This is a genomic window from Virgibacillus sp. AGTR (assembly GCF_016919725.2).
Taxonomy (GTDB): domain Bacteria; phylum Bacillota; class Bacilli; order Bacillales; family Amphibacillaceae; genus Virgibacillus; species Virgibacillus salarius.
In genome coordinates this window covers 1-24,989 of sequence record NZ_JAJERH010000046.1, presented here as the reverse complement: position 1 = coordinate 24,989, position 24,989 = coordinate 1, and the positions used below count along the sequence as shown (strand labels likewise).

The following is a 24,989-nucleotide window of genomic DNA, read 5'->3' as shown; positions in this document are numbered from 1 at the left end:
TCCTGCCATATGGAAAAAGCAGAAAGAGATTGCTTTCCAGAATAGAAAACACTTTTTTCATCTGTGGTTAGGTATCTAGGTGAAAAAAGTGTTTTTTAAGTTGGACAACAGCAGTGTTTAGCTATAAGTATGTGGTTACATTTGGTACACAATCCTGAAGCTAAGATTAGCTTATACGAAAATTTAAACAACACATTTCTAGATATGGGTTCATATAATGGGTTGAGGAATGATATAAAAGGAGAGGTGAGGAATGGGAAAGAAGTATGCAAAAAACCCTTTGCTCTTTATTCATCAGCCTAAGGAAGTAGATAAAAAAGTACCCATGCAGCATATGTATGTTACTCCAAAAGAGAAAAAAGAAAGTAAACCAGATCATCAGGAAACTGTAAAGAAGTCGATAAGACACCGAGCATTTGCCGAACAAGATAATGAATCTCAAAATGAGAGCGACTTATACATGAATGACACAGATTCCGAAGTTGAAGACAAAATGGAAATGACGGAGGAGGACATGACAGAACAATCCTTGAATAATAATGGTGATAAACAAAGGTTTAAGGATATGTCTATCGAAGAGAAGGTTAATTATTTTGTGAATTCTCCTAGCTATGCACCGAAACTAAAGTGTGAAATTAGGACGGAAGGTAGAAATTATCGAGGTGTAATAACAGGTTCAGAAGGAAATGATGTATATGTTCGTGTAGGTAATCGGTCATCAAGTACAAAAATCTCTTTAGATGATATTAAGCACATAAAGCTATTAGGATTTTAACAAAACATCAAAAAACTGGGGAAACTCCCCAGTTTTTTGATTCATTCTTTAGTGTATTGCATTAATTGCTGGTAGGCAAGTTACATGACAGAAGCAGCTTAAGTCAACCGTCATACAGATGCCTGTTGTACATAATGGCTTTGTATCTTGATCTACTGGATCTTTTGGATCACGATCATCATCACGTGGGTCTCTTAGTAGTTCTATTACTGCACAGCAATCATCGGTTACCTTCTTAACACGGAAGAAGAAACTTCCAACTATATCACCAATATCGCTTGGATGAGCTCCGAATCCTTTAAATGGTTTACAAGTACCTTTACAATATAAAATGACAGGTACTGTATCTAGACCATTGCCGTTATCTGTATCTCCCAAGAGATCGTTAATGGACTGTTCGCAGCTTGTGTCACAGCAATTCTCAATGACATCATTTTGTGCCTCTACGATTTCCTTTAAAATATCACATACACAGTTGCCTGTATCAAAATCTTTTCCACAACCCATGAATTATTTCTCCTTTCGATTATAATTGACTCATTTGTCTTTAATAGAATATGTCTGATCATTAGGATTGTGTGGGCACTCACACTAATTATTGATTTCGATTTAGGGTTATTTGCCATTTCATCGTAATGAGGACATTTATATATTTTCTGGGTAAATTCCGGGCGAATGACTATACCTGACAGTGTTGTTAACATAGACTAATAACGACCATACGTATAGAGGGAGGAAAGCAAATGTCTGAAAGAAAACAAGTCATTCATGTGAAAGATCTTGTGATCAAGGCAGATAATGTCCATATAGAACCATCACGACCACAAAGACCATCACGTCCATCTCGCCATCGAAGGGATCCATTCTTCGGTCGTGGACATCGTGAGATAGAGGAATCAGCAGAAAGTGAAAGCTCTGAGGAATATGAACATGACAGAAGAGAAGAGCGACATGATGATCGTGATGAAGATGATAGAAGAGAGCGTAAAGATGATGATCGGGGAAATAGAAGAAATTTCTCTTGGTTTTAATTTCAGATAAAGCAGCTGAATAAATAGCTGCTTTTTTTATTCTAAAGTCAGATCATGCTTAGTGGAGGATAATAATGAGGATACCAGAGCCTAAATGGATGAAGCATTTTCATGATATAGAAAAGCATCTAGGAAAAAACGAGAAGTGGTTACAGTTCCCAGAGAAAAAGGCTAAGAATATAGAACAGGATATGGAAAAATGGAACAATGAATTTTTGAAGATGATTTCCAATGTAGAAGATATAATAAAAGAATTAGAGAAAAAAATGGAAGAATAATTGATAAACAGGAATATTGTTATCGCCAAACGGGTATCGTTAAAGGATAGGTTAAGATCAATGTTAACATAGAAATTAATTCTTTAATTATCTGAATGTTTTGTGCGGTTGGGTGGGTAAATGATATACTAAGTAAAAGGGAGAGATGGTAATGGGATATATTTTGCCAGTTCAGCATTATCAATATCAACATTATCACCAGAGAGTCGAGACAAAGCAGCAACGAATATTTTATATAGAAGAGCCATTTAAAGCACTACTTGATAACAAACATCAAGCATTAACCAAAAAGTATGAACGGTTTTATCGACAAGGCTATGACCGATATAGCATAAAGCAGATTGTATATCCAGAACCCTTTATTAAGCTCACAGCAAAGGGAAAGTCTGTTGATAAGGTTATTTAACATAAATAGATGCTCAGCATTTTCACTATCTGCTAAGCATCGAATTTATGGTGTTCTCTATTGACGAAAGGAAGGATAAATAATTCTTGCCCCTTCATATATTCTGCATAAAATACATCACTGACTTTTTCATAGTCCTGTTCTTTTAGTTGTTCATACAGCCAATCTTCTGTTAAATTTTTTTCTTTTAGGTTGTCATAAATAATTTCTCCGTCATTAATTAACGTAGTTGCCAAGTTTATTTCTTGAGGGGAAACATGCAGGTCTTGCTTATTCGGCATTTGATACGGAGGCTTACGGATAACCGATATGGTGCCGTTAGTTTCCAAAAATGCGAATTCCACCTCTCGTAAGGAAAAAACATCTTTTGTACGAAGTAGACTTTGTAGTTGATTTACGTCCAAGCTGTTTTTTTTCATCACATCTCGAATTAATTTTCCTCTGTAAATAACAAAATCTGGTCCACCTTCTAATAACTGACGCGTACGTTTGAATTTCTGTGTGATCACTTCTGTTACATAGATTAACGAGCCCCAAAGTGTAATAACAAAGGCAATTTCAGGAATGCCTGCTTCTTTATCAAATAACGCATTTCCTACTAATTCACCAAGAATTAGGGCAGAAATAAAATCAAAGGGAGTTAACTGTGTAATTTGAGTCTTGCCAAGAATTTTCGTTAACACAAATAAGGATAAAAACCCAAATATTGTATCACCTAACATCTGCAGATAAGAATCCATTCATCCTGCCCCCTTCAAACAATATCATCCATTAGCATAACCTGTAATGGGAAAATCATTCATGATAAAATGGGACGTTACTGAATTGTAAAGAAACCATACAAAAAAGAGAAATAATTTATTATAAAGTACTTTTGGATTGGGGAATTTAGCTGGGTGTATTAATGCAAATAATAATGTTTAACTTTCACCACAACCTAAAATATAGACACTTTCCGCGGACACGCCTTTAGTTAACTTGGCAGAGTGGATTCTCAGAAGCATGCCTTTTTTCAAAAGAGTCACTAGCTAGGATGAAAGGGCAAGTGTATCCATAATATTGATTATTTCAACCTGGACGATAAAAAACCGAACTACTATCGTGATATGATAATCGATAATAGTTCGGAAATTCGTTTTCTTCATTTTTTTGTCTTGTCCTTGATTTTTGTTAGAGCTCTTTCACCATCGTTACATGAGGGATGCCAGCATCCATAAACTCACCAGATATGGTTTTATAGCCTAATCGTTGATAGAATTTTTCTGCATGTGTTTGACCATTAAGCTTTGCTTTATGATAGCCTTTTTCTAGAATGACAGCTTCCATTGCTTGAATAAGTTGTTTTCCAATCGCTTTTCCACGATACGTTTTTAGTACGCAGATGCGTTCTAGTTTTCCATAACTGTCTACGAAGCGAAGGCGGCTAGCCGCAATTGGCTTATCATCATCGTATACGACGAAATGAGTGGATGATTCATCATGTGCATCTAATTCTTCTTCTGGAGGTACGTTTTGCTCATCAACAAAAACAACTGTCCGCACATAAAAGGCTTGTTCTATTTCCTCTTGTGAGGTAACTACTTTTATGTTCAAACTGGTTCCTTTCCGAAAACAAAGGAGTCATGAACCGTCCATGAACCGTTATCTAATTGATACATAAGCTGGAAGCGATCAACCTCATCTTCAATTTGGATATTTTTCATTTGTAGACTACCAAACACATCAGAATATTCGTCATGCGAAAGTTTTTGCGCAATCGTAATATGTGGTACGAATGCATATTCTTGATTTTTTGGGAATTTCCCTGACTGCATCTTCTCGTATAATTCAATAAGCTCTTTAATCGGTTCAACTTTTAGGTATATCGTGTTTGTTACAGGAGCAAAGGTGCTCACTTTATTAATGTTTATCTTGAATGGTTTTGTTTCATTTGCGATACGTTTTAATTCAGTAACCAATTCCTCTAATTGATCATCATCATCTACTTGAAATGCTTCTTTTAATGTAATATGTGGAGGAATTAACGCATAGTGCGGGTCATAACGCTTTCTATAAGAATTTGCTTCATCCTGTACGGCCTTCGTTGGGAAAATAGCGATACCATATTTCATTATAAAACCTCCTATTTTAATCAAACGTCTTATCTACTAGTAAATACTCGTTTGTTAGATATACTGGATTTTTTAGTTACCCTTTATTATAACAAAAAATTTGGCAAAATAAGAGATTTTTTTGCACTATCTGAAAAATTGCTTCCAATTTTCCTAGTCGAACATAGTAACTAGTGCACGTTTCATATCCTTTTGCCAGTATTTCCATGTATGTTCACCAGCTTCCAACTCATGATACGTATAGCTTGTTCCCATATTGTGAAGGGTTTTGTGTAGTTCGCGGTTCGGTGTGACAAAATCCATTCGTTGCCCATCTGTCGTATCAACAGCTGTTTCTTCGGTACCAATCGTATGATAAATATCAATAGCATCAAGTTGCTTAGCTTGTGCCGCAGCCTGTAATACAGTTTCATCCACGTAGGGGGATTGCATAATGACATTTCCAAACGTATGCGGATAACGAAGTGCGGTCATAAATGCCAGTGTCCCAGCCAAAGAGTCTCCCATCAAGGTCCTAGACTGACCCATATGATAAGTAGGGAGGAGGTCATCCAAGAATGGGACAATTTCATTTACTAAAAATTTTGTGTAAGATTCATTTTGTTCACCGCTTGGATGGTATTTCTCCCGACGATCATATTTATTTTGATAATGGATTCCCACAAAAATGGTGTTCGTCATATCCTCACTATCATGTAGTCTATCGCTTAACGTCGCTATTCTACCCATTTGGTAATAGTCATTTCCATCTTGCATGATGCAAATATGGTATTTGTAAAGTGGAGAAAATGATTCTGGCTGATATATCTTTAATGTCATTATTTCGTTTAAGTACTTACTATTTATTTGTTTCTCCATCATTGTTCCTTTTCTTCCCATGATTCCACCCCTTATATTGTATCAATATTCCCGTTGTCTTAATTAGTAAAACAAAGTTAGTTGGCATTCTCCAATAGTTGGCCAGTAAATAGTTGATGATATTTCCCTTTTTGGGCAAGAAGTTCTTCATGACTTCCTTGTTCAATGATCTGCCCATGCTCTAACATAATGATTTTATCCGCTTCTTGTATTGTGTTCAAACGATGTGCTATAACGAAGCTTGTTCGACCATTCATCAGGCGTTTTAGTGCATCTTGAATTTTCAGTTCGGTAATTGTATCAATATTACTAGTTGCCTCATCAAGAATTAAAATCGAAGGCTCAGCTAGTAGTGCACGAGCAATAGTGAGTAGCTGCTTTTGTCCTTGGCTAATGCCGCTACCTTCTTGATCAAGCACAGTATCATAGCCATTAGGTAATTTTTTGATAAAATCATGTGCGTTTGCATCCTTAGCAGCTTGAGTCACTTCTGCATCCGTTGCTTCTAGTCGACCATAGCGGATGTTTTCTCGTATCGTTGTATGAAATAGAAAGGAATCTTGCAATACAAAAGCCATATGTTTTCTTAGACTGGATCGTTTTATGTTCTTAAGCGGGATACCGTCTAGACGAATTTCTCCTTTGTCATAGTTATAAAAGCGTGATATAAGGTTAATGATGGTTGTTTTTCCAGCACCTGTATGCCCGACAAGCGCAACTGTCTCACCAGACGCTGCTTCCAAATTGATGTTATTTAAAATGATGCTTTCTTCGTATCCAAATGAAACGTGATCAAAGACAATATTACCATTCGTACGATCAATGCTTCTGGCAGTAATTTCATCTGCTTCTTCCTGCTTCTCATCCAATACTCCAAATACTCGCTCAGCACCAGCTACAGCAGATAAAAGAATATTAAATTGATTAGATAATTCATTTAACGGGCGAGTGAACTGCCGAGCATATTCTGTGAAAATGACAATGATACCAACAGTGATTTGTCCTTGTATCGCTAAAATACCACCTATTAAAGCAATTAGCCCAAAGCTAAGGAAGTTAAGCATGTTCATGACCTTCGGAATGAATCCAGAAAACGTTAGTGCCCAAAATCCTGCTTTATTTAAATCCTTATTACGTGTCTCAAACTCTTGCATAACTCGTTTCTCCTGAGAAAAGGTTTTGACAATATGCTGTCCAGAAACAATCTCTTCGACATAGCCATTTACTTCACCAAGGTTTTTTTGTTGCAGTTTATATAATGGGCCAGTTCGCTTTGTGATCCAGCGCATGCCAATAAACATTACCGGTACGATTGTCATTGTAACAACTGTCAATATCGGACTGAGATATAGCATGACGCCAATTGTTCCAATTAGCGTAAGGACACTGGAAAATATTTGGATAACTGATTGATTTAACGTATTATTTACATTGTCAATATCATTGGTAATTCTACTCATTAATTCACCATGCTGCCTTTTATCAAAATAGGCGATTGGTAGATGATGGAATTGATGAAACAAATCGGATCGTAATGCGTAAACAGTGTTTTGGGCTACGCCAATCATCCAAAAATTTTGTAAGAAGATGGCTAGCGAATGAAATAAGTAGATAAAAACAAGCCAAATTAACAAAGCGGCTAATCCAGCACTTTCCTTCGTAACAATAAAATCATCGACCGCCATACCAATCATATAAGGACCGAGTAGACTGAGGCTAGAACTTGCAATAACCATCAGAATAATTAACGTAAGCTTCACTTTTTCTCTTGCAAGATAAGCCCAGATTCGTTTTATTGTACCAGCCGTGTCTTTTGCTTTTTTATTACTCGTTACTTGAATTGTATCTATTGGGATTTTTTCATATTGAAAAGGCTGCTTTAATTGATTATTTCGCATTTGCGTACTCCTTTCCAAATTGCGACTCTACTAGGCGTTGATACAGTTCAGACGTTTCCAGTAATTTCTCATGGGAACCAATGGCTAGCATTTTGCCTTCATCCAGTAATAAAATACGATCTGCACGCATCGCTGTAGAGATTTTTTGCGTTATAATTAATGTCGTACAGTCATAACTATCGATTGCAGTAAGTAAATGTGATTCTGTTGTTAAATCAAGGGCACTTGTACTATCATCTAACATCAAGATCTTTGGCTTACGAATGAGTGCACGAGCAATAGATATGCGCTGTTTTTGCCCTCCAGATAGATTTACTCCTTTTTGTCCAACTCGAGTAGCATATTGCTGATCTAATTCCATAATGGTATCGTGTATTTGCGCATCCTTGGCGGCTTGCGTAATCTCTTCAGTTGTTGCGTCGTTTTTTCCCCAAGCAATATTGTCCGTAATTGAACCAGTAAATAGCAGTGGACTTTGTGGAACATATCCAATGCTACCACGTAAATGATCTAATGAATAAGCTTGTATTTCTTTATGATCAATTTTTATCTGTCCCGTTTTGGCGTCATATAACCTAGGAATCAATTGGAATAATGATGTTTTTCCTGCACCTGTTGAACCAATCACTGCAAGGCGCTCTCCGGCTTCCACAGTAAAGCTAACGTGATCAATCACCTGTTTGTCACTGTCTGGGTAAGAAAAGGAAACGTCCCGAAACGTGATAGAACCATGATTCACCTTTAAGGTGGTATCCGATTCATTGGTATCTTTTAGGTCTTCCTTTAGGTGAAGAACTTCACTGATGCGGTCTGCGGAGGCCTTCATCCTAGATAAACCCATAATGATAAAGGTGAACATCGAGATAGACATCGCTACTCGCATGGCGTAGTTTACGATTGCTACTACGTCACCTACATTGGTTTCCCCAGCTATGGCTTGAGTGTTTCCAAACCAAATAATAAAAATAAGGCTTAAGTTCATAACGAATAGTAGCACTGGCATAGATGATTCCACAAAACGAAAAGTGAAACGAGTGCGGCTCGCGAGCTCTTTATTTGCTTCTGTAAAGCGAGTTTTTTCATGGTTTCTTCGGAAGAAAGCCTTAATTAATCGCATACCTGCTAGATTTTCTTGCATGACTCGATTGACGTTATCTATACTTTTCTGTACATTATTAAACAGGCGACTGGCTATTTTTAATACCCATAAAATAAAACCAATTAATATTGGAACAGTCACTAGAAAGATCAGTGCAAGCTTTGCGTTGACAATAAATGCCATCGTGACACCACCAATAACAATTAGAGGTGCTTTGGACATAATTCGCAATATCATAAATATAGTATTCTGAATTTGCCTAACATCATTGGTAAAGCGTGTCATTAAACCAGATGTAGGGTATTTATGCAAATTTGCAAAGGAAAATTCCTGAATCTTTGCAAATAATCTCTCTCGGATATCATGGGCAAATCCCCAGCTAACATGGGACGCATAAAATGAATTAATAATTCCAGCGATAAATGCAGTGAATGCGAGACCAATCATAATACCGCCCCACATCACAATATTTCCAATATCTTGATTTACCACACCATTGTTAATCATTTTCCCCAGGAAGAAAGGAAGTAAGAGCTCAACCGCTAATTCAATTAGCATCAGCATATAGGCGAGAATAGCAGGGAGCTTATATGGTTTTAAAAAAGATAAGACTGTTCTCACGATGACCCTCCCCAAAGTAGTTTTCTACTATTATAAATGGAAAAAATTTTTTTATCCAACATCCTATTTCGAGTGACGAAGGAATTTGGAGGTTTGATCATCTTTTACGGGGGGATGGAGTATTTCAGAAAAGAAGTAATTTGAAAAAATTATAAGCTAGTGGCAGGTGTTTGCGAATAAACGAAAGTAATAAAGAATAATACAATTAGTTTAATTATTATAATGGTTAATTCTCAGAATGCGTGAAGTTTATTTACATGTTTATATAGAAAAATTTGAGTAACTATATTCATCTTTTTTAGGGAGCGTATACCAAGATAAATGTAGAGATATAAATGATAAAATTTGATAGCAATTGAACTACACTCTCAATTCATTTTTAATACGATTAGTATTGTCTATTAAAACAAGAAAGAGGCTGTATTAATTTATGTTGTAGCTAAATTTTAAAAGTAGAGTTCAGAATTAAGATTTTCACATTTTCTTAATATATTAATGTTTGGATTGGAAGAAATATCACTTACTTTACTTGGCAACGTTATAAAAAGTTTATAACCTAAAAAGAAGTGATTGACAGAATAGAGGAAGAGACAGTATATTAATAGAGTAACCAGTATTTATTAATGCGATTCCGTAGCTCAGCTGGGAGAGCGCCACCTTGACAGGGTGGAGGTCGTTGGTTCGAGCCCAATCGGAATCATACCTCGCTAAATATCCGTATAATCATGCGTTGTTTAGCGTTTTTTAATGCGGTGACTTAACGGTGACTATTACGCTGACTTAGACGTAGGGTGGCTGTGCTGTTTTCCGACAAGGTGGCGGTGATTATTCGTATAATTTATACGGATAAGAAGCGATGATTGTGAGTGAACCAGGCGGATTCAGAACGAAAGGAAAGCAGAGAAAGAGTGGTCGATCGGTACGTAAATCTTCGAAAGATGACCTCGACTACTTGTTCCGGATATTCTACGAAATTAAAGTATCGGAAGGACGTTCGGCTAGAACGTTGAAACAGTATGACGAAAATTTTCGGTTTTTTATGTCGTATTTAGAATCGAGAGAAATTCCGAAATCTATTGGTAAGATTGTTAAATTCGACGGACATGAGTATAAAACTGTAGGGTTAGCGACCTCTATTATTAATACGCGACTTAAAACTTTGCGTGTATTCTTTTCTACGATTCAAGACGAAGATTACATTTTAGGTAATCCGATGAAAGGCGTTAAAAATTTAAAAGAAGATGTTACAGATATAGAAGTTATAAATACGGATGTAATGCGATCATTACTTGCTGCGCCAGATCAACGATATTTTCCGGATTCAAATTAATAATATATACGAAAGTGTTTTTTTCCTTAAAGAAAGCTAGTATGTGAGAAGGGAGCTTTTTTAATGAAAAAACCTAAAAGTGCTTATGGCCATGCTCCAAATCAAGATCAATGTCATAACGATCCCGCTGTAGTTGATAATGTAATATGCTCAAAAGAAGTGAAAAAAGTAGCAGATTTGGATATCCCCCCTTGCCTTATTACCTATCCCTATTGAGATCGGTCCTGAAGGAACATTAACTACTAAATTGACAATTACAGTTGATTCAAGTGACATTTTCCAAAATATTATTCCTCTTAAAGATATGTTCGTTAACATTGGATATGTTCCTGCAACATCTCATCTCTCCTTTTTCATATCCATTAAAATATTTCATGGAAGTCCATAAAAATTCCTTCTCAAACGTTTTTATCTTAGGAACAATCTTCAATTATTTGACATTTTTCTTGAATAAACATCATTTAAAAGGGTAAATAATTTTCATTAGAAAGTATTATTTATGTGTGGATTGATTAAAAAGCCCCTCATAAGAGGAGCTTTTTAAGTTGTGTCGGTGTGACATTGTGGGTAAGTGTTTACATTATATACATAATAGTATTAGTGCGCAATAATAAGCTTAGTAAGAATTTTCCTTTTCAACAAACAATAAAATAAGTGTTGCTAAAGGCCCTAATAATAAGGAGAGCAAGAACCAATTTAAGCCAGTTCTGCTTTTGCCTTGTGCAATACCTGCATTAATCAAAGCTAGAGTACCCCAGCCTACAAAATAGCTTTCATCCATTATATAATCCCCCTCTTGAGTTACTGTAATCAACGTTGTTATAATTTTAGATGGTAGATAGGCTTTTTGCAACTGGATACTAATAAGCAAAGAATAAAACGGCCCTCACTTTTGTGGGGGCTTATCTAACCTCTTAACTCTTCGTATTTAATTAGTTTTTTAAACTCTCTATATACTTAATAATAATCCAGTGGTGACATCTATATAGGGAATCTTTATATGTGCAGTATATATTTCATATGTATTATACACCTTACATAATTGAAAGAGTATATTATTTTTAGAAGTGTTAATATATCTATATAGCATCAAAAGAACATACAGTGAAGGAGTAAATAAAGTATGAGGAAAAGATTTTGCATATTGATATTAGCAATTGTATTTAGTATAGGATTAGCTGGGTGTGAGAAATCAGAAGAATTAAGTAGTAACTTGAGTCGCTATAATCCATTTGCAAGTAAAACAGATGTGTATGGAGTGGTAACAGTAGAACCTACAAAAGATCCCATAGCAAAAGAACACGGTGATGATGTTAATTCATATGATTTAATTGGATATGATAAAGGTTTAAATGAAATTGATTTAAGTTTTAATTCTAAGAATAAGCACCCAATTGGAACATATATCAAAGCTATAAAAAAAGGTAGTGATACTCGAATGCATGATGTGACAGTCGTTAAGAAGGAGGATGTTCCCGAAAATATAGTAAATAAATTAAATGAACATCAAAAATAGCGTCCATTAAGAATGAAGGGAACATAATTAAAACGATATTGATTATGTTCTTGAAAATGTATTGCATTTGAAAAAGGAATACATGCAGGAATTACAAACAGGCTTTTATGGCTACGTTGGTACATACCAACTAGATAACATAAAAGTCTTTTATTCTGTTGAGGGAGATAATAGAGGCATATTAATTGAAATGTCTGGGAAAGGCTGTCGGCAGTTTGAAAGCTTTTTAAATTGGCGAAAAAAGACATGGTTTGATTTTTTTAATGATTGTTTAGAGTATAAAGGAACATTTACTAGATTTGACTTAGCAATAGATGATTATAAAACGTGTTTTAAGTTAAAAATGGCGAAGCCATATCAAAGTTTAGGAAGTCAGATTATAACGGTTCCTATTCAATTGAAGATGGTTCAACAGGCGGTACAACAATTTATTTTGGTTCTAAAAAATCGGAAGTATATTTGTGCTTTTACGAAAAAAATTACGAACAAGCTCTAAAAGTATAATAAGCTTTTGGAAGATTTCCCAGAATGGAATAGATATGAATTACGCTTAAAGAATGTTCGGGCGCCCCTCTTTTACTTATTGGGGAAGTAGAGGGGCTTAATGTAAGGTTGGAACAGTTCGTTATAGCTGTTTCATTTTCATTATGTCCCTAGCTTAATAACAGATTATAGTTCATATTTTTATCCTGCATAGGTTTCTAAAATGTGATTGTAGTTTACAATAATTTTACTATTATTAGATGTAGTAATTTCCATAGGGAATATGGCAGATATTTTATCAGAAAATATCCATTCTCTCCCTGGCTGATTAAGTATTATAAAAACTCCCTTTGATTTTTCTCCCATAAAATTAAGCGAGGTTGTACTTAATGGGTAATTATCTCGTTCATTAATTCCAATTGCCATTAATTTTTCCCCAGCACTTATAGCATCATCTACTGTAAGTCCTATTTCACTAATGTTTAAAACACCTTCTATAGAAAAAGGGCCTTCTCCTTTTTCAGCAATAGAGTGTCTTGAAATAAATTCCACTACATTACCGGCTGGATCGTAGAAGTATAGCGCATGAGCTGGGAGGTGAGAGAAATCTGCTTCATCCTCTCCATCCCTATCATTTAATTGTACTTTTTCTTTTACCCATGCTTTAGCTTCATCAAATTTATTAGCAAGTATATTAAAAGCAAAATGGTAATAGGGATACCCTTTTACGTTTTCTGAGGTAAATTCCAATTCACTTGATCCAATTGCAATTCGAAAACTATTTTCAGTCTCCGTAAGTAGAGGAAACCCGAAAGTATCCACATAGAATTCCCTCATTTTTTTGATATTATTTGTTTGAAGAGTTAATGTTTGAATTTCCAATATAAATTGTACCTACTTTCTGATGGAATTTTCTAAAGACTCTATCATCGTTAGTATACTATATATAGAAATAATTAAAAATACTAATTTCAAATCAAAAGGTATCACAAATCGTTATATAAAATATTAGAAAAAAACTACATTATCTTTTATATAGACAGCAATAACATAGTTACGGAGCGTTATATCCGTGTGCTTGAAGTAAATGAAAAGCGTATTTTGGCTTATTGTTACTATCGTAAAAGAGTAAGATACATTTAAGTTAGAAAATATCCTTTCAGCTGGACCAGTACGGAAGAAAGCAATGTAAAAAATAAGCCGAGGGGGCAGTTTTTTCATATTGTAAAAGCTTTTCAATTAATACGCCTATTGGAATATCCAGTGCAATAGATATTTTTAAAAGTGTGTCCAACCTCATGTTTTGAATCGACGAATTTTTTGAACCAAATTTGAAAATACGGATTCCCTTAAACCACTCTTTTTTGACAGAGAGTACCGAGTCATTTCACATATGATGAATTAGAAAAAGCTGATAATAATTCACCTAAACTTCGGGCTGCTGGTAAAAGTAAAAAGGATCAAAAATGAAAGTGAAGAAGCCCTGTTTTTTATTTGGATTCGTAATCCCTGAGGCTTTGATCGGGAGCTTTCTTTCACTCCTCACTATAACTTAAAAAAGAAATAGTGGGTAAGATCATCCGTCGATGACCTTACCCACTAATCTTAGTATGTTTTTTAGTACTTTTTTATAATTCTACCACGCCTTTTTTAGAACTATTTATATAATAATTGAAACTAATTGTATCATTGATTCTCGCACCTACTCCTTGTCCCCCAATAGAAACTCCTACTAAATGGTATCCTTGAAGTTTTACACGAACCCTTTTTTATCGCTAGAAATATTAGTGGTTTTAGTTTGTTGTTTCCAATCTACTGGAAATGATAAAAGTGAATGAGACTTTACATTTTTAATTCTAGAAAACTTTTTCTTCTTTCCACTTCCTGTGTAAGTATATGTTATATCAGCAGTAATTGTACCGGGTTTTAACGGATTACCGACTTTAAGTGCAACAGTAAGCCGTTTAGAACCATTTTCGGTTGTTGCTAGAGTTTAAAACCCACTAGAGTTTAAGCTATCTGAAATGCTAGATTGTTCCTCCAACACTTCTATAGCTTGTTCTAATTTCTATTCTTGTTCCAACTCCTGTAATGCTTTTTCAAAATCTTCTACACTATCAAACTCAACTATTGGTGTTCCTTCTGGCAATTGATCATTACTTACTATTTCAAAAATTTCACTTTCGTCTGAAATCCCTTTCAAATCATCATATACTGTACTTGAAGCAAAAACATTAGTGCTAAAGGTTCCAATTATAAACATAGATACAAGTAAAGATAAAAATATTTTCATTTTCATAGTTTATGTATTTAAATAGAGTATAATATAAAAGAAAAAATTTAACATACATATTTTTGTAAATGAGTGATACATTTGAAGAATAATAATAATGGTATTTTGATCACTAGTTTTTTATTAGTTTTATTCTTTTCTTTTTATTTTGATATTGGTCATCGTACTGAAGGTGAGTATCATTATTATGGATTCCCTGCTGATTGGTTAGTTCTTTTTGAAGGGGATCTCAGAAGTTTTAAACTATTAGGTATTTTATTTAATAGTGTATTTTTCTATTTTATTACCTTGTTGATCATTAAAATTTTTAAAAAGGTACTTCGAGTTATTAGAAGAATAAAATAAAAGATTAAAATATGTGGGTATTTAGTTAGTTAAAAATAAGTTAGGGAACGTCCTTACTTCACTTGGTGTTTTGAATCCTTATTTCTTGTCAGCATTGGGATGAGGATTCTTTTTAATATAGCGTTAGAAATTAATCCAGACGAAACTCCTTTACTTCACGCTACTCTTAATATACATCGAAAGAATATTGCTGCGTGACAACAGTAGCTGACATCACAAACAGTATGTCCCGTGTTGGAAAATGCATTGATAATACACCTATAGAAAACTTTTTTGGGCATTTTAAAGCTAGGTGTTATGACTTGAAACAATATAAAAGTTATGAGGAATTATTACAGGGTATAGATCGATATATCCAATTCTATAATGAAGAACGTTACCAGGAGAAACTCAACAGCCTGTTAGAATATCGATACAAGGCTGTTGAGTAGATTTTTTGTTTTTCACTGTCTATTTGATAGGGGAGCGGCCAGTTCAGAAACTTAGTTTTGTGAATATATTAAAAATGAAAAATCCAATTGTACTGCCTAATAGACTAAGAATAATATCATCGATATCAAATACACCTAACATTAACAAGTATTGTAATAATTCTAAAAGTGTACTGAATATAAGTGTAAAATTAAAAACAAATGCGTAACTATTTTTTATAATTAATGCTACTAAAACACCAAATGGAAGAAACGCCACTATTATGCCAAACAAATTATAAAACCATATGCTTAGATTATAACTACTGAAGCTACTTATATAATTTGCGATTGTGGAAAATGGAATCAAATTAGCTGAGCCTTCAGAATATCCTTTTAGGGTGATTAACGGATACTATAATATGAATAGATGTAAGAAAAATCAAGTATATTAATGTGGAACTTAATAATAACTTTTTTCTAAGATTGATTTCTATGAACATAATATACACCTCGAAATAATTTGCTCTTAATAGTATATTCACTTGTTTATATATATGAACAACTATTACACTGTATTGTGTCATTTATTTGAAGTTGAAACTAATATAATGGATGAATGTATGAGGAGATTCTCAGGTATGGTTATTATCTGAGTATTTTTATTGAATTGGTTTAATTAATGTAAAAGCGGCAAATAAATAACGAATGTAAACTTCATGTAAAGAAATTTATATCATGTTGCATTGAAAATAAATACAATATAAAATTAAAGCGTAAATCGATATCGGTTTTCGATATTATGGTTGTTTGCGAAAGGGGTAGTTAATTGGACAATAAGGTATTACGCAAGCTTTTTTTAGGTTTCATTCACATTCACATCTTACACCATGCGAAAGAAGAACCTATATATGGATCTTGGATGCTTGAAGAATTACATGAGCATGGATATGAAATGAGTGCTGGTACGCTTTATCCAATACTTCATCGAATGGAAAAAGATGGGCTTCTTAATAAAAGTGAAGTGAATGTTGAGGGGAAGATAAGAAAATATTATCGAGCTACAGATAAGGGCGTAGAGGTTCTTGTAGAAGCAAGAGCAAAAGCTTATGAGTTATTTAAGGAAATCAAATAAAAGGAGGCTGAATCTATGTCTGAAAATAATAAAAATAAAATTCAAACACTTATTGAAATAGTATTAACTTCTACAAAATTAGGTTTAACTTCATTTGGTGGACCAGTTGCTCATCTAGCTTATTTTAAAGATGAATATATTGACCGTCGTAAATGGTTAGATGATCGAACCTATGCGGATATTATTTCTATTTGCCAATTCTTACCTGGTCCTGCTAGCAGTCAGGTAGGTATATCTATAGGAATGATGAGAGGAGGGTTGCTTGGAGGGTTTATCTCTTGGTTTGGATTCACCGTACCATCAATTATTGTATTAATTATTTTTGCGTTAATGTATCAGACATTTTCTTTAGATGATGCTGGTTTCATACACAGCTTGAAAATCGTTGCTGCGGCAGTTGTCCTTCACGCATTAATAGGATTAAGAAAAAAGTTAACACCTGACAAATCTCGTTTAGCCATAGCTATAGCAGCTGCTAGTATTATGCTGATATTTCCATCTGCGTGGATGCAGATCGTAATCATTTTAGGTGCTGGTATGGTAGGGTTAAAATTATTTACTGATAAAGCTGAGTCAAAAGTTCAGCCTTTTTCTGTAAGTATTTCAAAAAAGCTCGGTTTGACTTCTTTAGGTATTTTAATAAGCTTACTTATAATACTGCCTTTGTTAAATAGAGTATCAGACAATCCCTTACTTAATATTTTTGATATCTTTTTTAGAGTCGGATCGTTAGTTTTTGGTGGCGGACATGTCGTATTACCAATGATTGAGCGTGAGGTAGTGCCAACAGGCTTATTAACAGCCAATGAATTTTTAGCTGGATATGGTATGGCACAAGCTGTACCAGGACCATTATTTACTTTTTCCAGTTACCTTGGAACGATGATGGAAGGTATAACTGGAGCTATTATAGCAACAATTGGAATATTTCTACCATCATTTTTACTTATTGTAGCAGCTTTACCGTTCCTAAATGAATTACGTCAACGAGCAACTTTTCAAGGTGTACTGATGGGTGTTAATGCTAGTGTTGTAGGTATTTTGTTAGCTGCATTTTATGACCCAGTAATAAAAAGCTCTATTTTTAATCCGGCTGACTTTGCCTTAGGTATTATATTATTTAGTCTGTTAAATATATGGAAGGTGCCGGCTTGGTTGATTGTTATAATAGGTGTTATAGGTGGCTATGTTTTACAGATAATGATACCATAATGATGTTGAGTACGAGGACTAATCATTAATTGCATTGATTCTAAAAGAGGCTGAGACAAAAGAATGAAGAAACAATTAAAAACGAGCGATAATTAGTTGAAATTAATTATCGCTCATTTTTTGATTAGAAAAATTAAATTAGCACCTGAAATAAGTGAGACTCCAGCGGGAACAGCACGAGTCCGAAGATCCACTTGGTAACGTATTTTTCTTTACCAAGTTAGCTGAGACCGTGCCCGCGGAAAGCGCGTATATTTTCACGGTGCAGCGATGATACTCCTATTGATAACCTGATTATTCGGATTTTAAATAAAGAAGTTGTGTTTTGTCTCAGCCTCTTTTTACTTTTATTACAAAAGTGGTATGAATAGAAAAACTCAGAATGAGAGCCTAATTACTAGTTACGATAAGTATGCCTTCCAGCAAATAGGCTCTAGATCTGAAATAAGTTTATCGTTAATTCTGTTTATCTAATTTATGAACTCCCCATTATGCTTTGGCTTTATATTTATTGATAATTAAAATAAGTAATTCAGTTATGATAACTAAAATTAGAGAGATACCAAAAAGAGGCATAATGATACCTAGAGTAATCATGAAAATGATAAATCCTGCCGATAGTTGAGTGGGCACTTTTGGTGGAGCTGAAAGTTCTCCTCTTTTTTTACGTGACAACCAAGTTTTGATTCCCCACAATATAACAAAAAGGAAAGCAAGACAAACTGTCAAATTTATCAGTTTATTTGGCCAACCGAATAGATGTCCTTCATGTAATGGAATTCCCCAAGTAAACCATTTTTTTAGTATTCCATAATCTTCATAACTCACATGTGATATTAAATTACCACTATATTGATCAAAATAACTAGTTATTTCATCGTATGGGCTAACATCTAATCCTGTTACGCCACTATTGCTAGCTTTTGATACTGTATAAACACCCTCTTCATCAGAGGGGTAAACAATAGAATACGGTTTAGAGATGTTTGATTTTTTAATTTCCTTCATTAAAGTTTGAACCTGTATCATATTACTGTTGTCATATGTATTCGTTTTACTAACACCATGATGTCCATGGGAGTCAGGTTTGTTCGATGTAGGAGTCTCATTTTCTCTTGTTGCCCAAGGAATTTCGTTTATATCAGAAGTTGGAGGTTCTTGTGTTAAAATTGGAACACCAATAGATGGGTTGTCGTGAGCCACTGTATTTATAATATTTCCCATAAAAGCAGACCAAGGCAACCCTGTGAAAATAATAATTACCATAGGTATTGTAATAATCGTGCCAATTAATGCATGCCATTTCTTATTTCTTTGACGAGTTGTTGATTTCTGTCTTCTCTTTAAAACTCTACTTTTTACTGTCATATATATACCTGAGAGTAATAAAAATACTGCCCAGCAAGCTGCTAGTTCAACAAGGTAATTAACTATTGTTCCTCCGACAAATAATGAACTATGAGTATTTCTCATTACATTTGAAAATGTGTATTTTGAATTTTGACTACCAACTATTTGATTATGATTATCTAAAAAAACGTATCTTTCTTCTCCAGCGTCATTAGTCATTGTTAAACGAGTATTATATGGATCATCTAGAACAATTATTTTTGTCACATCATAACCTTTGTATTGCTCTTTTGCTTTTTCTATACCTTGATCAATAGATAATTGCTCATTACTAGATCCTTCTCCAAAGAAAAAGTCTTTGTATACTACATTCTCTACATTCGTGTAAAATAAATAGCCAATTCCAGTTAGTGTTAAAGTTATAAGTAGTGGTGTGATAAACAGAGCAGCATAAAAATGCCATCTCCAAAAACGATTGTAATTTCCTTTCTTCAATAATACCCCCCCATTTATGGTTGGATTAATTTGTGATTTTATAACATATTATAATGTTATTTATAAAAATCAATATATAGAATGTATAACTATATATTAATTTAAAGGATTATTAGGTACAATGCATTTGTGTTAATTAATGTGAAAATTTGATGGAATATAACAGAAGCGTGGAAGATTGAATTCGTTTTTGACTCCTTTTCTACCATAAAATTTACGTAAATTTATTCTAAGGGGGAATATACGCGTGGGTAGAGATTATAAGTAGTGATAAGGGCCATACAAGCTCAATAAATACGAATTAGGAAGAGACCAAGCAGACGTACGGTACAAAAATACATAGGTAAAGAAACCCCAAAAAGCATGTATTATACAATATTCATGCTATCGATTTAGAAAAATTATTTATTATAATTCTTTGACTAAAAATAAGTACAGAGGAGGTGCTGACAATAGCGAAGAGCGAGTATCTTACTTATTCCTTTAATAAATACTAATATTACAGAATTGATTTCTATCGAGAAATAATTTGAATATAAGCAAAAAGCAGAAAAACGATTCCCTGAAATTCTGCTATAATGATTATGATGTAAAGTTATGGAGGAACTAGATGATGAAGTCAATAGAATTAATAGATAGCTTATTGTCGTGTATAGGAAATTATGAAATAACAAATGTATCTGAGGAAAAGCAAAACTATGAATATGAAGGGGTTAGTTTTAGTGTATTAGATTATAATTATCGAAGTCGTTTAGCTAAACTAACTCCAAAGAAAAAGGGATATTTTGTAGTGTTTTGGGAGAAAAATACGAATAATCAAAATCAAGCGTATTCTTATTATGAAAGTCCTAATAAAATTATTGTTACCGTTATAGATAACGAATTAAAGGGACAGTTTATTTTTCCAAAATCAGTACTACTCAAGCACGGAATATTAAGTAGTGAAGCTTCTAAAGGGAAGATGGCGATAAGAGTTTATCCAGCTTGGGAGAATGAACTAAACCGTTCTGCGACAAAAACGCAAAAATGGCAAATAAATTATTTTATTGATGTATCAAACGGAGTGGATAATGAAAGACTAACAGATTTGTATTTCTCCTAGTTATGTAAACCGTATTTCATTATTACTAGATTTTCACTCGGTAATAACGCTTAGATTGTCTTTAGATTAACAATATAGGTTGGGTCAAAAGATTCCTAAATAAATGGATAGTTATTAAATTGAAATGGACATTCTCTATAAAAGAAATGTCTTTTTTAATTCTAATTAATTCAAAAAATATTGAATATGTAATTCTATTAATATAGAATTAATCCAGGAGGCGATAATATGGATTTATTAACGACAGGGGTAAAACGTGAGAGAGAAAAATATACCGTTGAGATAAAAAGCTCTCTTTTGTGGGAATCGGCATTAGGAATAGCGGCTATTACGAACACATCCCTAATCAGTACTCTAGACCTTTCTGAAAAAGATTACGAGCTGATTAGCCAATCATTATCTAAAAACATGAAAGAGCAACTTGACTATGTCCAAGCAAACAATACATGGAAAACACTTCTACAAATTTTGCATCAAGAGGATTTCAAGGACTTAGCTTCTTTTAATAACTATGTAAAAAGCTTGTCTTCCATAGAATTAAAGTGGATCGCCATTCCCTATCTAGGAAAAGAAGGAGAAATATTAAAAAAGGAGCTTTTAAAAGGATCCAAAGATGCACTTAGAGAATTAAAGTACATAACAAAAGACCACACTTTCCTTCCAACATACCTTGAATTTATTCATAAAGTATCTATTGAGAAATTGAAGGCTCACTTGATTGAAGTTATGTCTGGTTGGTTTAAAGCAATTATAGAGCCTCATAAAGTAAAATTGGAATCTATTCTTTTAAGGGATAAAGCTTTAAAAGAAAAAATGCTTAAAAATTTTGAACCAGACCAGTTTGTAGAATGGGCAACAGATGGTGTGCAGTACCCTCCAGAGCCAAGTGTACATAAGGTTTTACTTATTCCTCATTATATCTATCGTCCCTGGAATGTCGAAGCTGACTTGGAAGGTGTAAAAGTTTTTTATTATGCCGTAGCAAACGAAAGTATTTCAGATAAAAGCAAATTTGTACCCAATAAACTCTTAGTACAAAGGTTTAAAGCGTTAGGAGATGAGAATCGTTTGAAAATCTTAAAAATGATCAAAGAAAATAATGTAACTCTTCAAGAGCTAACAACTAAGTTGCAATTGGGAAAAACGACTGTTCATCATCATTTGAAAATCCTAAAGTCTGCAAGGTTAGTTTCTCAGAGCTTAAATGAATATGTCTTAGTTGATAAAGCTATAGAGAATTTACCAATGGAACTCAAATTTTACTTAGAGAGTGAATAATAGAGGGGGAAGCTACATGGGAGTTTCGATTGAACAGGCTGAATCCAAGAATACAGTGCCTGAATTTAGAAAGAATTATCCTGTATTTAGATTTATAGGTGGAAACTTAATTTCTTTTTTTGGAGACCAAATTTACTTAATTGCTCTACCTCTAATTGTGTTAGCCCTAACTGGTTCGCCATTAAGTATGGGGATAGTAGCAGCATTAGAGAGACTCCCAATTTTAATTCAGCCGTTTACTGGTGTATTGGCTGATAATTTTAACCGGAAGAAAATTTTGTTAGTGTGTGACTTAGGTAGATTTTTAATGATAGGTATTTTAGGATTATTATATATAATGGATAACTTACTTATCTGGGAAGTCTATGTAGCTGCATTCATTGTTGGGGTTTTAACCCAAGTATATAATACGTCACAATTTGCTTCTGTACCTAGATTAGTACAGAAAAAGGATTTACAATTAGTGAATTCGATTAATACAGGGATATTTCAAACGGCTGTATTTATTGCACCAGGATTAGGTGGACTTCTGATTAGTATTTTTAATCCTGGAATAGGTTTAATTATTAACAGTCTTTCTTTCCTTGTGGGGTATTTCGTTATATTGAGTATTAACATAGAATCTAATTTACAAAACGAAAAACTTAGCGGCTTAAAGGTATTTGCTGATATTAAAGAAGGATTTCATTTTGTCATTCACCACAAGCCGATATTATATACAAATCTAGCTATGCTTATTTCAATATTTGGAACGACGCTTTTTTTAACAATGTTAGTTATTCATTTAAAATCTACAATAGGTTTAGATGCTATTCGGATAGGGTACTTACTTTCTATTGGTGGTGTTGCTGCAATTATTGGCGCACTAATTACAAATGTACTCAAGAGATATTATTCATACAAGAGCATATTATTTATTGCTGGTTTTGTAGGTGGTGGATCGATTATAGCTTTTGGTTTATACGATTCCTTCAGTTGGTTAGTCATAATGAATGCATTAGGAACAATAAGTGCTGCCATTATGAGTCCTTGTATTGTGACTATTAGACAAAAGCTTAGTCCAGATCATTTATTAGGGCGAATACAAGCAACTAGTCGCTTTATGACATGGATTTTAATGCCTTTTTCTGCTTTAGTTGCTGGTATCTTAGGCGAGCACCTCGGTACCACTCAAACATTCTTAATAGGGGGAACAATTGCTACATTAGCATCTTTTATCTATTTACATCCTTCTTTAAATAAAGTTTAAGCTTCTTCTTATTTGAAAAATATGATTTTTCTCTGCAGGACACACTAATGAAATAAAATATATTAACGAAACCATTATAGGAAATTGTTAGCCTAAGAATAGTAGTATTCTATTAGGAATTACAAAAACATACAAAAGGTAAGTACAAAGGAATTTACAGCTTATGGATCTTGTGGTGAAACAAGAACTAATCCTTTTATAAAGATGAGGTTATAGACACGCTACAATATGTTTAGAAAGTAAAGAGGACTGGGAGGAGACTTTTAAGTAATCTAATATCTATGTTACAACATTCGCTACTAGGAAATGTTATCAGTCATGCCAACTGCGTTTTGGTAGATTCAGTCATAAAAATAAAAATTTACATGGGGGATACATGGATGTGAAAACTAGTAAAATAATTAATATAATTGGAGTAGTATTAGTTAGTGTTACAGGTGTTTTGCATTGGTTTTATTACGATGCTATGAAATCTTGGTTTACTGGTCTTCCAGGACTTATGATTATTATCATACTATTTTCTATGACTTTTTATAAACCGAGGAATGAAAGGGAAATGGATGAATAAATAGGTTTTTTGTACTTTATTCATTCATTTAATTGACAGATCAGACACCGAATCGGTCTTGCTATCAGCTCAAGAAGAGGGCTTAGCGTAGCACAGTAATGGGTAGTGAAAAATCAAGAGAAAGTTTCCCAAAACTCAATAGGATTATCTCATTAATTATTCCGAAGTTGTATAGTTTAAATTGAAAAGAGAATTAATAATACAATGGTTAATCAGTGATGTACTCTACATCTTTACTAAAATCTAATAGTTTATCAGTATAAACTACCCAATATTTAATATTTTTACTATAGTCATCCGTTATTTTTAGTTGATATTCAATGGACTTAACTGGTTCTCCAAGGACCCTGATATCTTTTGCATTTTCCAGACCCAATTGAACTTCTGTAAGTACAGTTGCGACTGGTGCTCCTTCGGCAGTAAGAGATGTTACATCTCTCTCGCCAATTACCCAGTTTACTTCATTTCCCTCTTTTTTTAGAATCGATATTTTTAATCCATGAAGTTTATGTGTAGATATAACAAAGATATAATCACCTTTTATATCGTAATCAATAACATGTTCATCATTCTCGCTATTATCGTTTAGTTCTCTTAAAATCTGATCCTCTAAAGAAATAGTGGAAGTATCGTTAGCTCTATTACTATTGATATTTTTATCATCATCACTAGAACACCCAACTAAAATTAGTGAAAATGCAAGCATAAAAACGTATAGATATGTTTTCATCTTTTTCTCCTCCTTTTAGACCTACCCATTGGGAAATGCCGATTCTTACATTAATGAAGTATTACAATGCTATAACTACATTAATCTTATCATTAAATATACACTGTTTTAATCGTAACGATCGATAAGATGAACGTATGTAATGTTTTTATGAAAAATAAAAGCCTTACAAAGATCAGCTTTTAGAGAATAACTACTTGTGAGAATAACAAAAATTTGAATTAATTGTTATTAGCAGTATTCCCACATATATGAACGATGCAGTTAAATGAGTTATTTTACAGAAATGCTTCATTCTTAAATAAGATGGTACCTTTCTGGAGCTTGACAGATTGGCGTTGGCAAAATGGAAATAGAAGATTAGGAAAAGTGTAGCAAAAACAAATATATGCTAGTTTAAGTCTTATCGTTATATT

Annotated in this window: 27 protein-coding genes, 1 tRNA gene and 2 pseudogenes; 17 read left to right on the top strand and 13 right to left on the bottom strand. The window is 33.7% G+C overall.

All coding sequences use genetic code 11. The features are described 5' to 3' along the window. Positions 1-253 precede the first annotated feature (253 nt). On the top strand, positions 254-775 hold the full coding sequence (locus JUJ52_RS15580; RefSeq protein WP_121604889.1) for a CotO family spore coat protein: 522 nt from the start codon (positions 254-256) through the stop codon (positions 773-775). Positions 776-823: 48 nt separating this feature from the next. On the opposite strand, the gene JUJ52_RS15575 is transcribed toward JUJ52_RS15580, so the two are convergent. Beyond that, positions 824-1,282, bottom strand: a complete 459-nt coding sequence (locus JUJ52_RS15575; RefSeq protein ID WP_026680667.1) for a CotY/CotZ family spore coat protein — start codon at positions 1,280-1,282, stop codon at positions 824-826. 236 nt (positions 1,283-1,518) lie between these two features. Here JUJ52_RS15575 and JUJ52_RS15570 point away from each other — a divergent pair, with 236 nt between their 5' ends. The 3 genes from JUJ52_RS15570 to JUJ52_RS15560 all read left to right on the top strand — a co-directional run bounded on the left by JUJ52_RS15570 (position 1,519) and on the right by JUJ52_RS15560 (position 2,490). After that, positions 1,519-1,806: a hypothetical protein gene (locus JUJ52_RS15570; RefSeq protein ID WP_121604890.1), complete on the top strand. Its 288-nt coding sequence runs from the start codon at positions 1,519-1,521 to the stop codon at positions 1,804-1,806. A 74-nt stretch (positions 1,807-1,880) separates the two neighbouring features. Next, a complete protein-coding gene (locus tag JUJ52_RS15565; RefSeq protein WP_026680668.1) occupies positions 1,881-2,084 on the top strand; it encodes a hypothetical protein in 204 nt (67 codons plus the stop codon). A 151-nt stretch (positions 2,085-2,235) separates the two neighbouring features. Next, positions 2,236-2,490, top strand: a complete 255-nt coding sequence (locus JUJ52_RS15560; RefSeq protein ID WP_205388419.1) for a hypothetical protein — start codon at positions 2,236-2,238, stop codon at positions 2,488-2,490. A gap of 32 nt (positions 2,491-2,522) precedes the next feature. On the opposite strand, the gene JUJ52_RS15555 is transcribed toward JUJ52_RS15560, so the two are convergent. From JUJ52_RS15555 to JUJ52_RS15530, 6 genes are all read right to left on the bottom strand, one after another. Next, on the bottom strand, positions 2,523-3,230 hold the full coding sequence (locus tag JUJ52_RS15555; protein ID WP_205388420.1) for a DUF421 domain-containing protein: 708 nt from the start codon (positions 3,228-3,230) through the stop codon (positions 2,523-2,525). A 430-nt stretch (positions 3,231-3,660) separates the two neighbouring features. Continuing rightward, entirely contained in the window at positions 3,661-4,083 is a 423-nt protein-coding gene (locus JUJ52_RS15550) for a GNAT family N-acetyltransferase (RefSeq protein ID WP_121604891.1), read from the bottom strand. Further along, positions 4,080-4,601 (bottom strand): YjcG family protein, encoded by a 522-nt coding sequence (locus JUJ52_RS15545; protein WP_026680671.1) that lies wholly within the window; start codon positions 4,599-4,601, stop codon positions 4,080-4,082. Before JUJ52_RS15545 ends, JUJ52_RS15550 begins: the two co-directional genes overlap by 4 nt. A gap of 153 nt (positions 4,602-4,754) precedes the next feature. Beyond that, a complete protein-coding gene (locus tag JUJ52_RS15540) occupies positions 4,755-5,480 on the bottom strand; it encodes an alpha/beta hydrolase (protein WP_121604892.1) in 726 nt (241 codons plus the stop codon). A gap of 56 nt (positions 5,481-5,536) precedes the next feature. Continuing rightward, positions 5,537-7,357, bottom strand: a complete 1,821-nt coding sequence (locus JUJ52_RS15535) for an ABC transporter ATP-binding protein (protein WP_205388421.1) — start codon at positions 7,355-7,357, stop codon at positions 5,537-5,539. Continuing rightward, complete coding sequence (locus JUJ52_RS15530) at positions 7,347-9,077, bottom strand: ABC transporter ATP-binding protein (RefSeq protein WP_205388422.1); 1,731 nt, start codon at positions 9,075-9,077, stop codon at positions 7,347-7,349. Before JUJ52_RS15530 ends, JUJ52_RS15535 begins: the two co-directional genes overlap by 11 nt. Positions 9,078-9,704: 627 nt before the next feature. Between JUJ52_RS15530 and JUJ52_RS15525 the strand changes: the two genes are divergently transcribed. From JUJ52_RS15525 to JUJ52_RS15515, 3 genes are all read left to right on the top strand, one after another. Beyond that, a tRNA-Val gene (locus JUJ52_RS15525) sits at positions 9,705-9,777 on the top strand. Between the two features lie 162 nt (positions 9,778-9,939). Beyond that, complete coding sequence (locus JUJ52_RS15520; protein WP_228089029.1) at positions 9,940-10,407, top strand: hypothetical protein; 468 nt, start codon at positions 9,940-9,942, stop codon at positions 10,405-10,407. 63 nt (positions 10,408-10,470) lie between these two features. Continuing rightward, positions 10,471-10,623, top strand: coding sequence for a hypothetical protein (locus JUJ52_RS15515; RefSeq protein WP_166530970.1), 153 nt, complete (start codon positions 10,471-10,473; stop codon positions 10,621-10,623). Positions 10,624-11,023: 400 nt separating this feature from the next. On the opposite strand, the gene JUJ52_RS15510 is transcribed toward JUJ52_RS15515, so the two are convergent. After that, on the bottom strand, positions 11,024-11,188 hold the full coding sequence (locus JUJ52_RS15510; RefSeq protein ID WP_166530971.1) for a hypothetical protein: 165 nt from the start codon (positions 11,186-11,188) through the stop codon (positions 11,024-11,026). A gap of 342 nt (positions 11,189-11,530) precedes the next feature. On the opposite strand from JUJ52_RS15510, the gene JUJ52_RS23740 reads away from it, so the two are divergent. Continuing rightward, entirely contained in the window at positions 11,531-11,923 is a 393-nt protein-coding gene (locus tag JUJ52_RS23740; protein WP_026680676.1) for a YxeA family protein, read from the top strand. Between the two features lie 31 nt (positions 11,924-11,954). Next, positions 11,955-12,491 (top strand): annotated as a pseudogene (locus JUJ52_RS23600) (replication initiation factor domain-containing protein); the annotation flags it as partial. A 116-nt stretch (positions 12,492-12,607) separates the two neighbouring features. Here the strand turns inward: JUJ52_RS23600 and JUJ52_RS15495 are convergent. Together JUJ52_RS15495 and JUJ52_RS15490 are read right to left on the bottom strand one after the other, a co-directional pair. Further along, a complete protein-coding gene (locus tag JUJ52_RS15495; RefSeq protein ID WP_228089028.1) occupies positions 12,608-13,288 on the bottom strand; it encodes a VOC family protein in 681 nt (226 codons plus the stop codon). Positions 13,289-14,474: 1,186 nt separating this feature from the next. Continuing rightward, positions 14,475-14,705, bottom strand: a complete 231-nt coding sequence (locus JUJ52_RS15490) for a hypothetical protein (RefSeq protein WP_228089027.1) — start codon at positions 14,703-14,705, stop codon at positions 14,475-14,477. Between the two features lie 75 nt (positions 14,706-14,780). On the opposite strand from JUJ52_RS15490, the gene JUJ52_RS15485 reads away from it, so the two are divergent. Next, on the top strand, positions 14,781-15,044 hold the full coding sequence (locus JUJ52_RS15485; RefSeq protein WP_228089026.1) for a hypothetical protein: 264 nt from the start codon (positions 14,781-14,783) through the stop codon (positions 15,042-15,044). A gap of 120 nt (positions 15,045-15,164) precedes the next feature. Beyond that, a pseudogene (locus JUJ52_RS15480) lies at positions 15,165-15,475 on the top strand (integrase core domain-containing protein); the annotation flags it as partial. Positions 15,476-15,518: 43 nt separating this feature from the next. Here JUJ52_RS15480 and JUJ52_RS23735 read toward each other — a convergent pair. Beyond that, the gene (locus tag JUJ52_RS23735) at positions 15,519-15,824 is read right to left on the bottom strand and encodes a VanZ family protein (RefSeq protein ID WP_374488759.1); all 306 of its coding nucleotides are present in this window, start codon (positions 15,822-15,824) and stop codon (positions 15,519-15,521) included. 459 nt (positions 15,825-16,283) lie between these two features. On the opposite strand from JUJ52_RS23735, the gene JUJ52_RS15475 reads away from it, so the two are divergent. Both JUJ52_RS15475 and chrA read left to right on the top strand, forming a co-directional pair. Further along, positions 16,284-16,589, top strand: a complete 306-nt coding sequence (locus JUJ52_RS15475) for a PadR family transcriptional regulator (protein ID WP_228089025.1) — start codon at positions 16,284-16,286, stop codon at positions 16,587-16,589. A 15-nt stretch (positions 16,590-16,604) separates the two neighbouring features. After that, positions 16,605-17,801 (top strand): chromate efflux transporter, encoded by a 1,197-nt coding sequence (gene chrA, locus JUJ52_RS15470; protein ID WP_228089024.1) that lies wholly within the window; start codon positions 16,605-16,607, stop codon positions 17,799-17,801. A gap of 489 nt (positions 17,802-18,290) precedes the next feature. On the opposite strand, the gene JUJ52_RS15465 is transcribed toward chrA, so the two are convergent. Next, entirely contained in the window at positions 18,291-19,646 is a 1,356-nt protein-coding gene (locus JUJ52_RS15465) for a PepSY-associated TM helix domain-containing protein (protein WP_228089023.1), read from the bottom strand. 610 nt (positions 19,647-20,256) lie between these two features. Here JUJ52_RS15465 and JUJ52_RS15460 point away from each other — a divergent pair. The 4 genes from JUJ52_RS15460 (at position 20,257) to JUJ52_RS15445 (ending at position 23,843) form a co-directional block, all read left to right on the top strand. Next, entirely contained in the window at positions 20,257-20,748 is a 492-nt protein-coding gene (locus JUJ52_RS15460; protein ID WP_228089022.1) for a MepB family protein, read from the top strand. 228 nt (positions 20,749-20,976) lie between these two features. Continuing rightward, positions 20,977-22,026, top strand: coding sequence for an ArsR/SmtB family transcription factor (locus JUJ52_RS15455; RefSeq protein ID WP_026682583.1), 1,050 nt, complete (start codon positions 20,977-20,979; stop codon positions 22,024-22,026). Between the two features lie 16 nt (positions 22,027-22,042). Then, positions 22,043-23,275 (top strand): MFS transporter, encoded by a 1,233-nt coding sequence (locus tag JUJ52_RS15450; protein ID WP_228089021.1) that lies wholly within the window; start codon positions 22,043-22,045, stop codon positions 23,273-23,275. A 382-nt stretch (positions 23,276-23,657) separates the two neighbouring features. After that, the gene (locus tag JUJ52_RS15445; protein WP_228089020.1) at positions 23,658-23,843 is read left to right on the top strand and encodes a hypothetical protein; all 186 of its coding nucleotides are present in this window, start codon (positions 23,658-23,660) and stop codon (positions 23,841-23,843) included. 208 nt (positions 23,844-24,051) lie between these two features. Here JUJ52_RS15445 and JUJ52_RS15440 read toward each other — a convergent pair whose 3' ends face one another. Further along, positions 24,052-24,573, bottom strand: a complete 522-nt coding sequence (locus JUJ52_RS15440; protein WP_026682586.1) for a hypothetical protein — start codon at positions 24,571-24,573, stop codon at positions 24,052-24,054. Between the last annotated feature and the right edge of the window lie 416 nt (positions 24,574-24,989).

What these genes read in the sequence shown, in the direction of transcription:
- JUJ52_RS15560 (WP_205388419.1), top strand. Translation starts at nt 2,236, where the DNA reads ATGGGATATATTTTGCCAGTTCAGCATTATCAATATCAACATTATCAC.
- JUJ52_RS15450 (WP_228089021.1), top strand. Translation starts at nt 22,043, where the DNA reads ATGGGAGTTTCGATTGAACAGGCTGAATCCAAGAATACAGTGCCTGAA.
- JUJ52_RS15490 (WP_228089027.1), bottom strand. Translation starts at nt 14,705, where the DNA reads ATGAAAATGAAAATATTTTTATCTTTACTTGTATCTATGTTTATAATT.
- JUJ52_RS15515 (WP_166530970.1), top strand. Translation starts at nt 10,471, where the DNA reads ATGAAAAAACCTAAAAGTGCTTATGGCCATGCTCCAAATCAAGATCAA.
- chrA (WP_228089024.1), top strand. Translation starts at nt 16,605, where the DNA reads ATGTCTGAAAATAATAAAAATAAAATTCAAACACTTATTGAAATAGTA.
- JUJ52_RS15510 (WP_166530971.1), bottom strand. Translation starts at nt 11,188, where the DNA reads ATGGATGAAAGCTATTTTGTAGGCTGGGGTACTCTAGCTTTGATTAAT.
- JUJ52_RS15575 (WP_026680667.1), bottom strand. Translation starts at nt 1,282, where the DNA reads ATGGGTTGTGGAAAAGATTTTGATACAGGCAACTGTGTATGTGATATT.
- JUJ52_RS23740 (WP_026680676.1), top strand. Translation starts at nt 11,531, where the DNA reads ATGAGGAAAAGATTTTGCATATTGATATTAGCAATTGTATTTAGTATA.
- JUJ52_RS15580 (WP_121604889.1), top strand. Translation starts at nt 254, where the DNA reads ATGGGAAAGAAGTATGCAAAAAACCCTTTGCTCTTTATTCATCAGCCT.
- JUJ52_RS15555 (WP_205388420.1), bottom strand. Translation starts at nt 3,230, where the DNA reads ATGGATTCTTATCTGCAGATGTTAGGTGATACAATATTTGGGTTTTTA.
- JUJ52_RS15460 (WP_228089022.1), top strand. Translation starts at nt 20,257, where the DNA reads ATGATGAAGTCAATAGAATTAATAGATAGCTTATTGTCGTGTATAGGA.
- JUJ52_RS15570 (WP_121604890.1), top strand. Translation starts at nt 1,519, where the DNA reads ATGTCTGAAAGAAAACAAGTCATTCATGTGAAAGATCTTGTGATCAAG.
- JUJ52_RS15535 (WP_205388421.1), bottom strand. Translation starts at nt 7,357, where the DNA reads ATGCGAAATAATCAATTAAAGCAGCCTTTTCAATATGAAAAAATCCCA.
- JUJ52_RS15440 (WP_026682586.1), bottom strand. Translation starts at nt 24,573, where the DNA reads ATGAAAACATATCTATACGTTTTTATGCTTGCATTTTCACTAATTTTA.
- JUJ52_RS15455 (WP_026682583.1), top strand. Translation starts at nt 20,977, where the DNA reads ATGGATTTATTAACGACAGGGGTAAAACGTGAGAGAGAAAAATATACC.
- JUJ52_RS15540 (WP_121604892.1), bottom strand. Translation starts at nt 5,480, where the DNA reads ATGGGAAGAAAAGGAACAATGATGGAGAAACAAATAAATAGTAAGTAC.
- JUJ52_RS15565 (WP_026680668.1), top strand. Translation starts at nt 1,881, where the DNA reads ATGAGGATACCAGAGCCTAAATGGATGAAGCATTTTCATGATATAGAA.
- JUJ52_RS15545 (WP_026680671.1), bottom strand. Translation starts at nt 4,601, where the DNA reads ATGAAATATGGTATCGCTATTTTCCCAACGAAGGCCGTACAGGATGAA.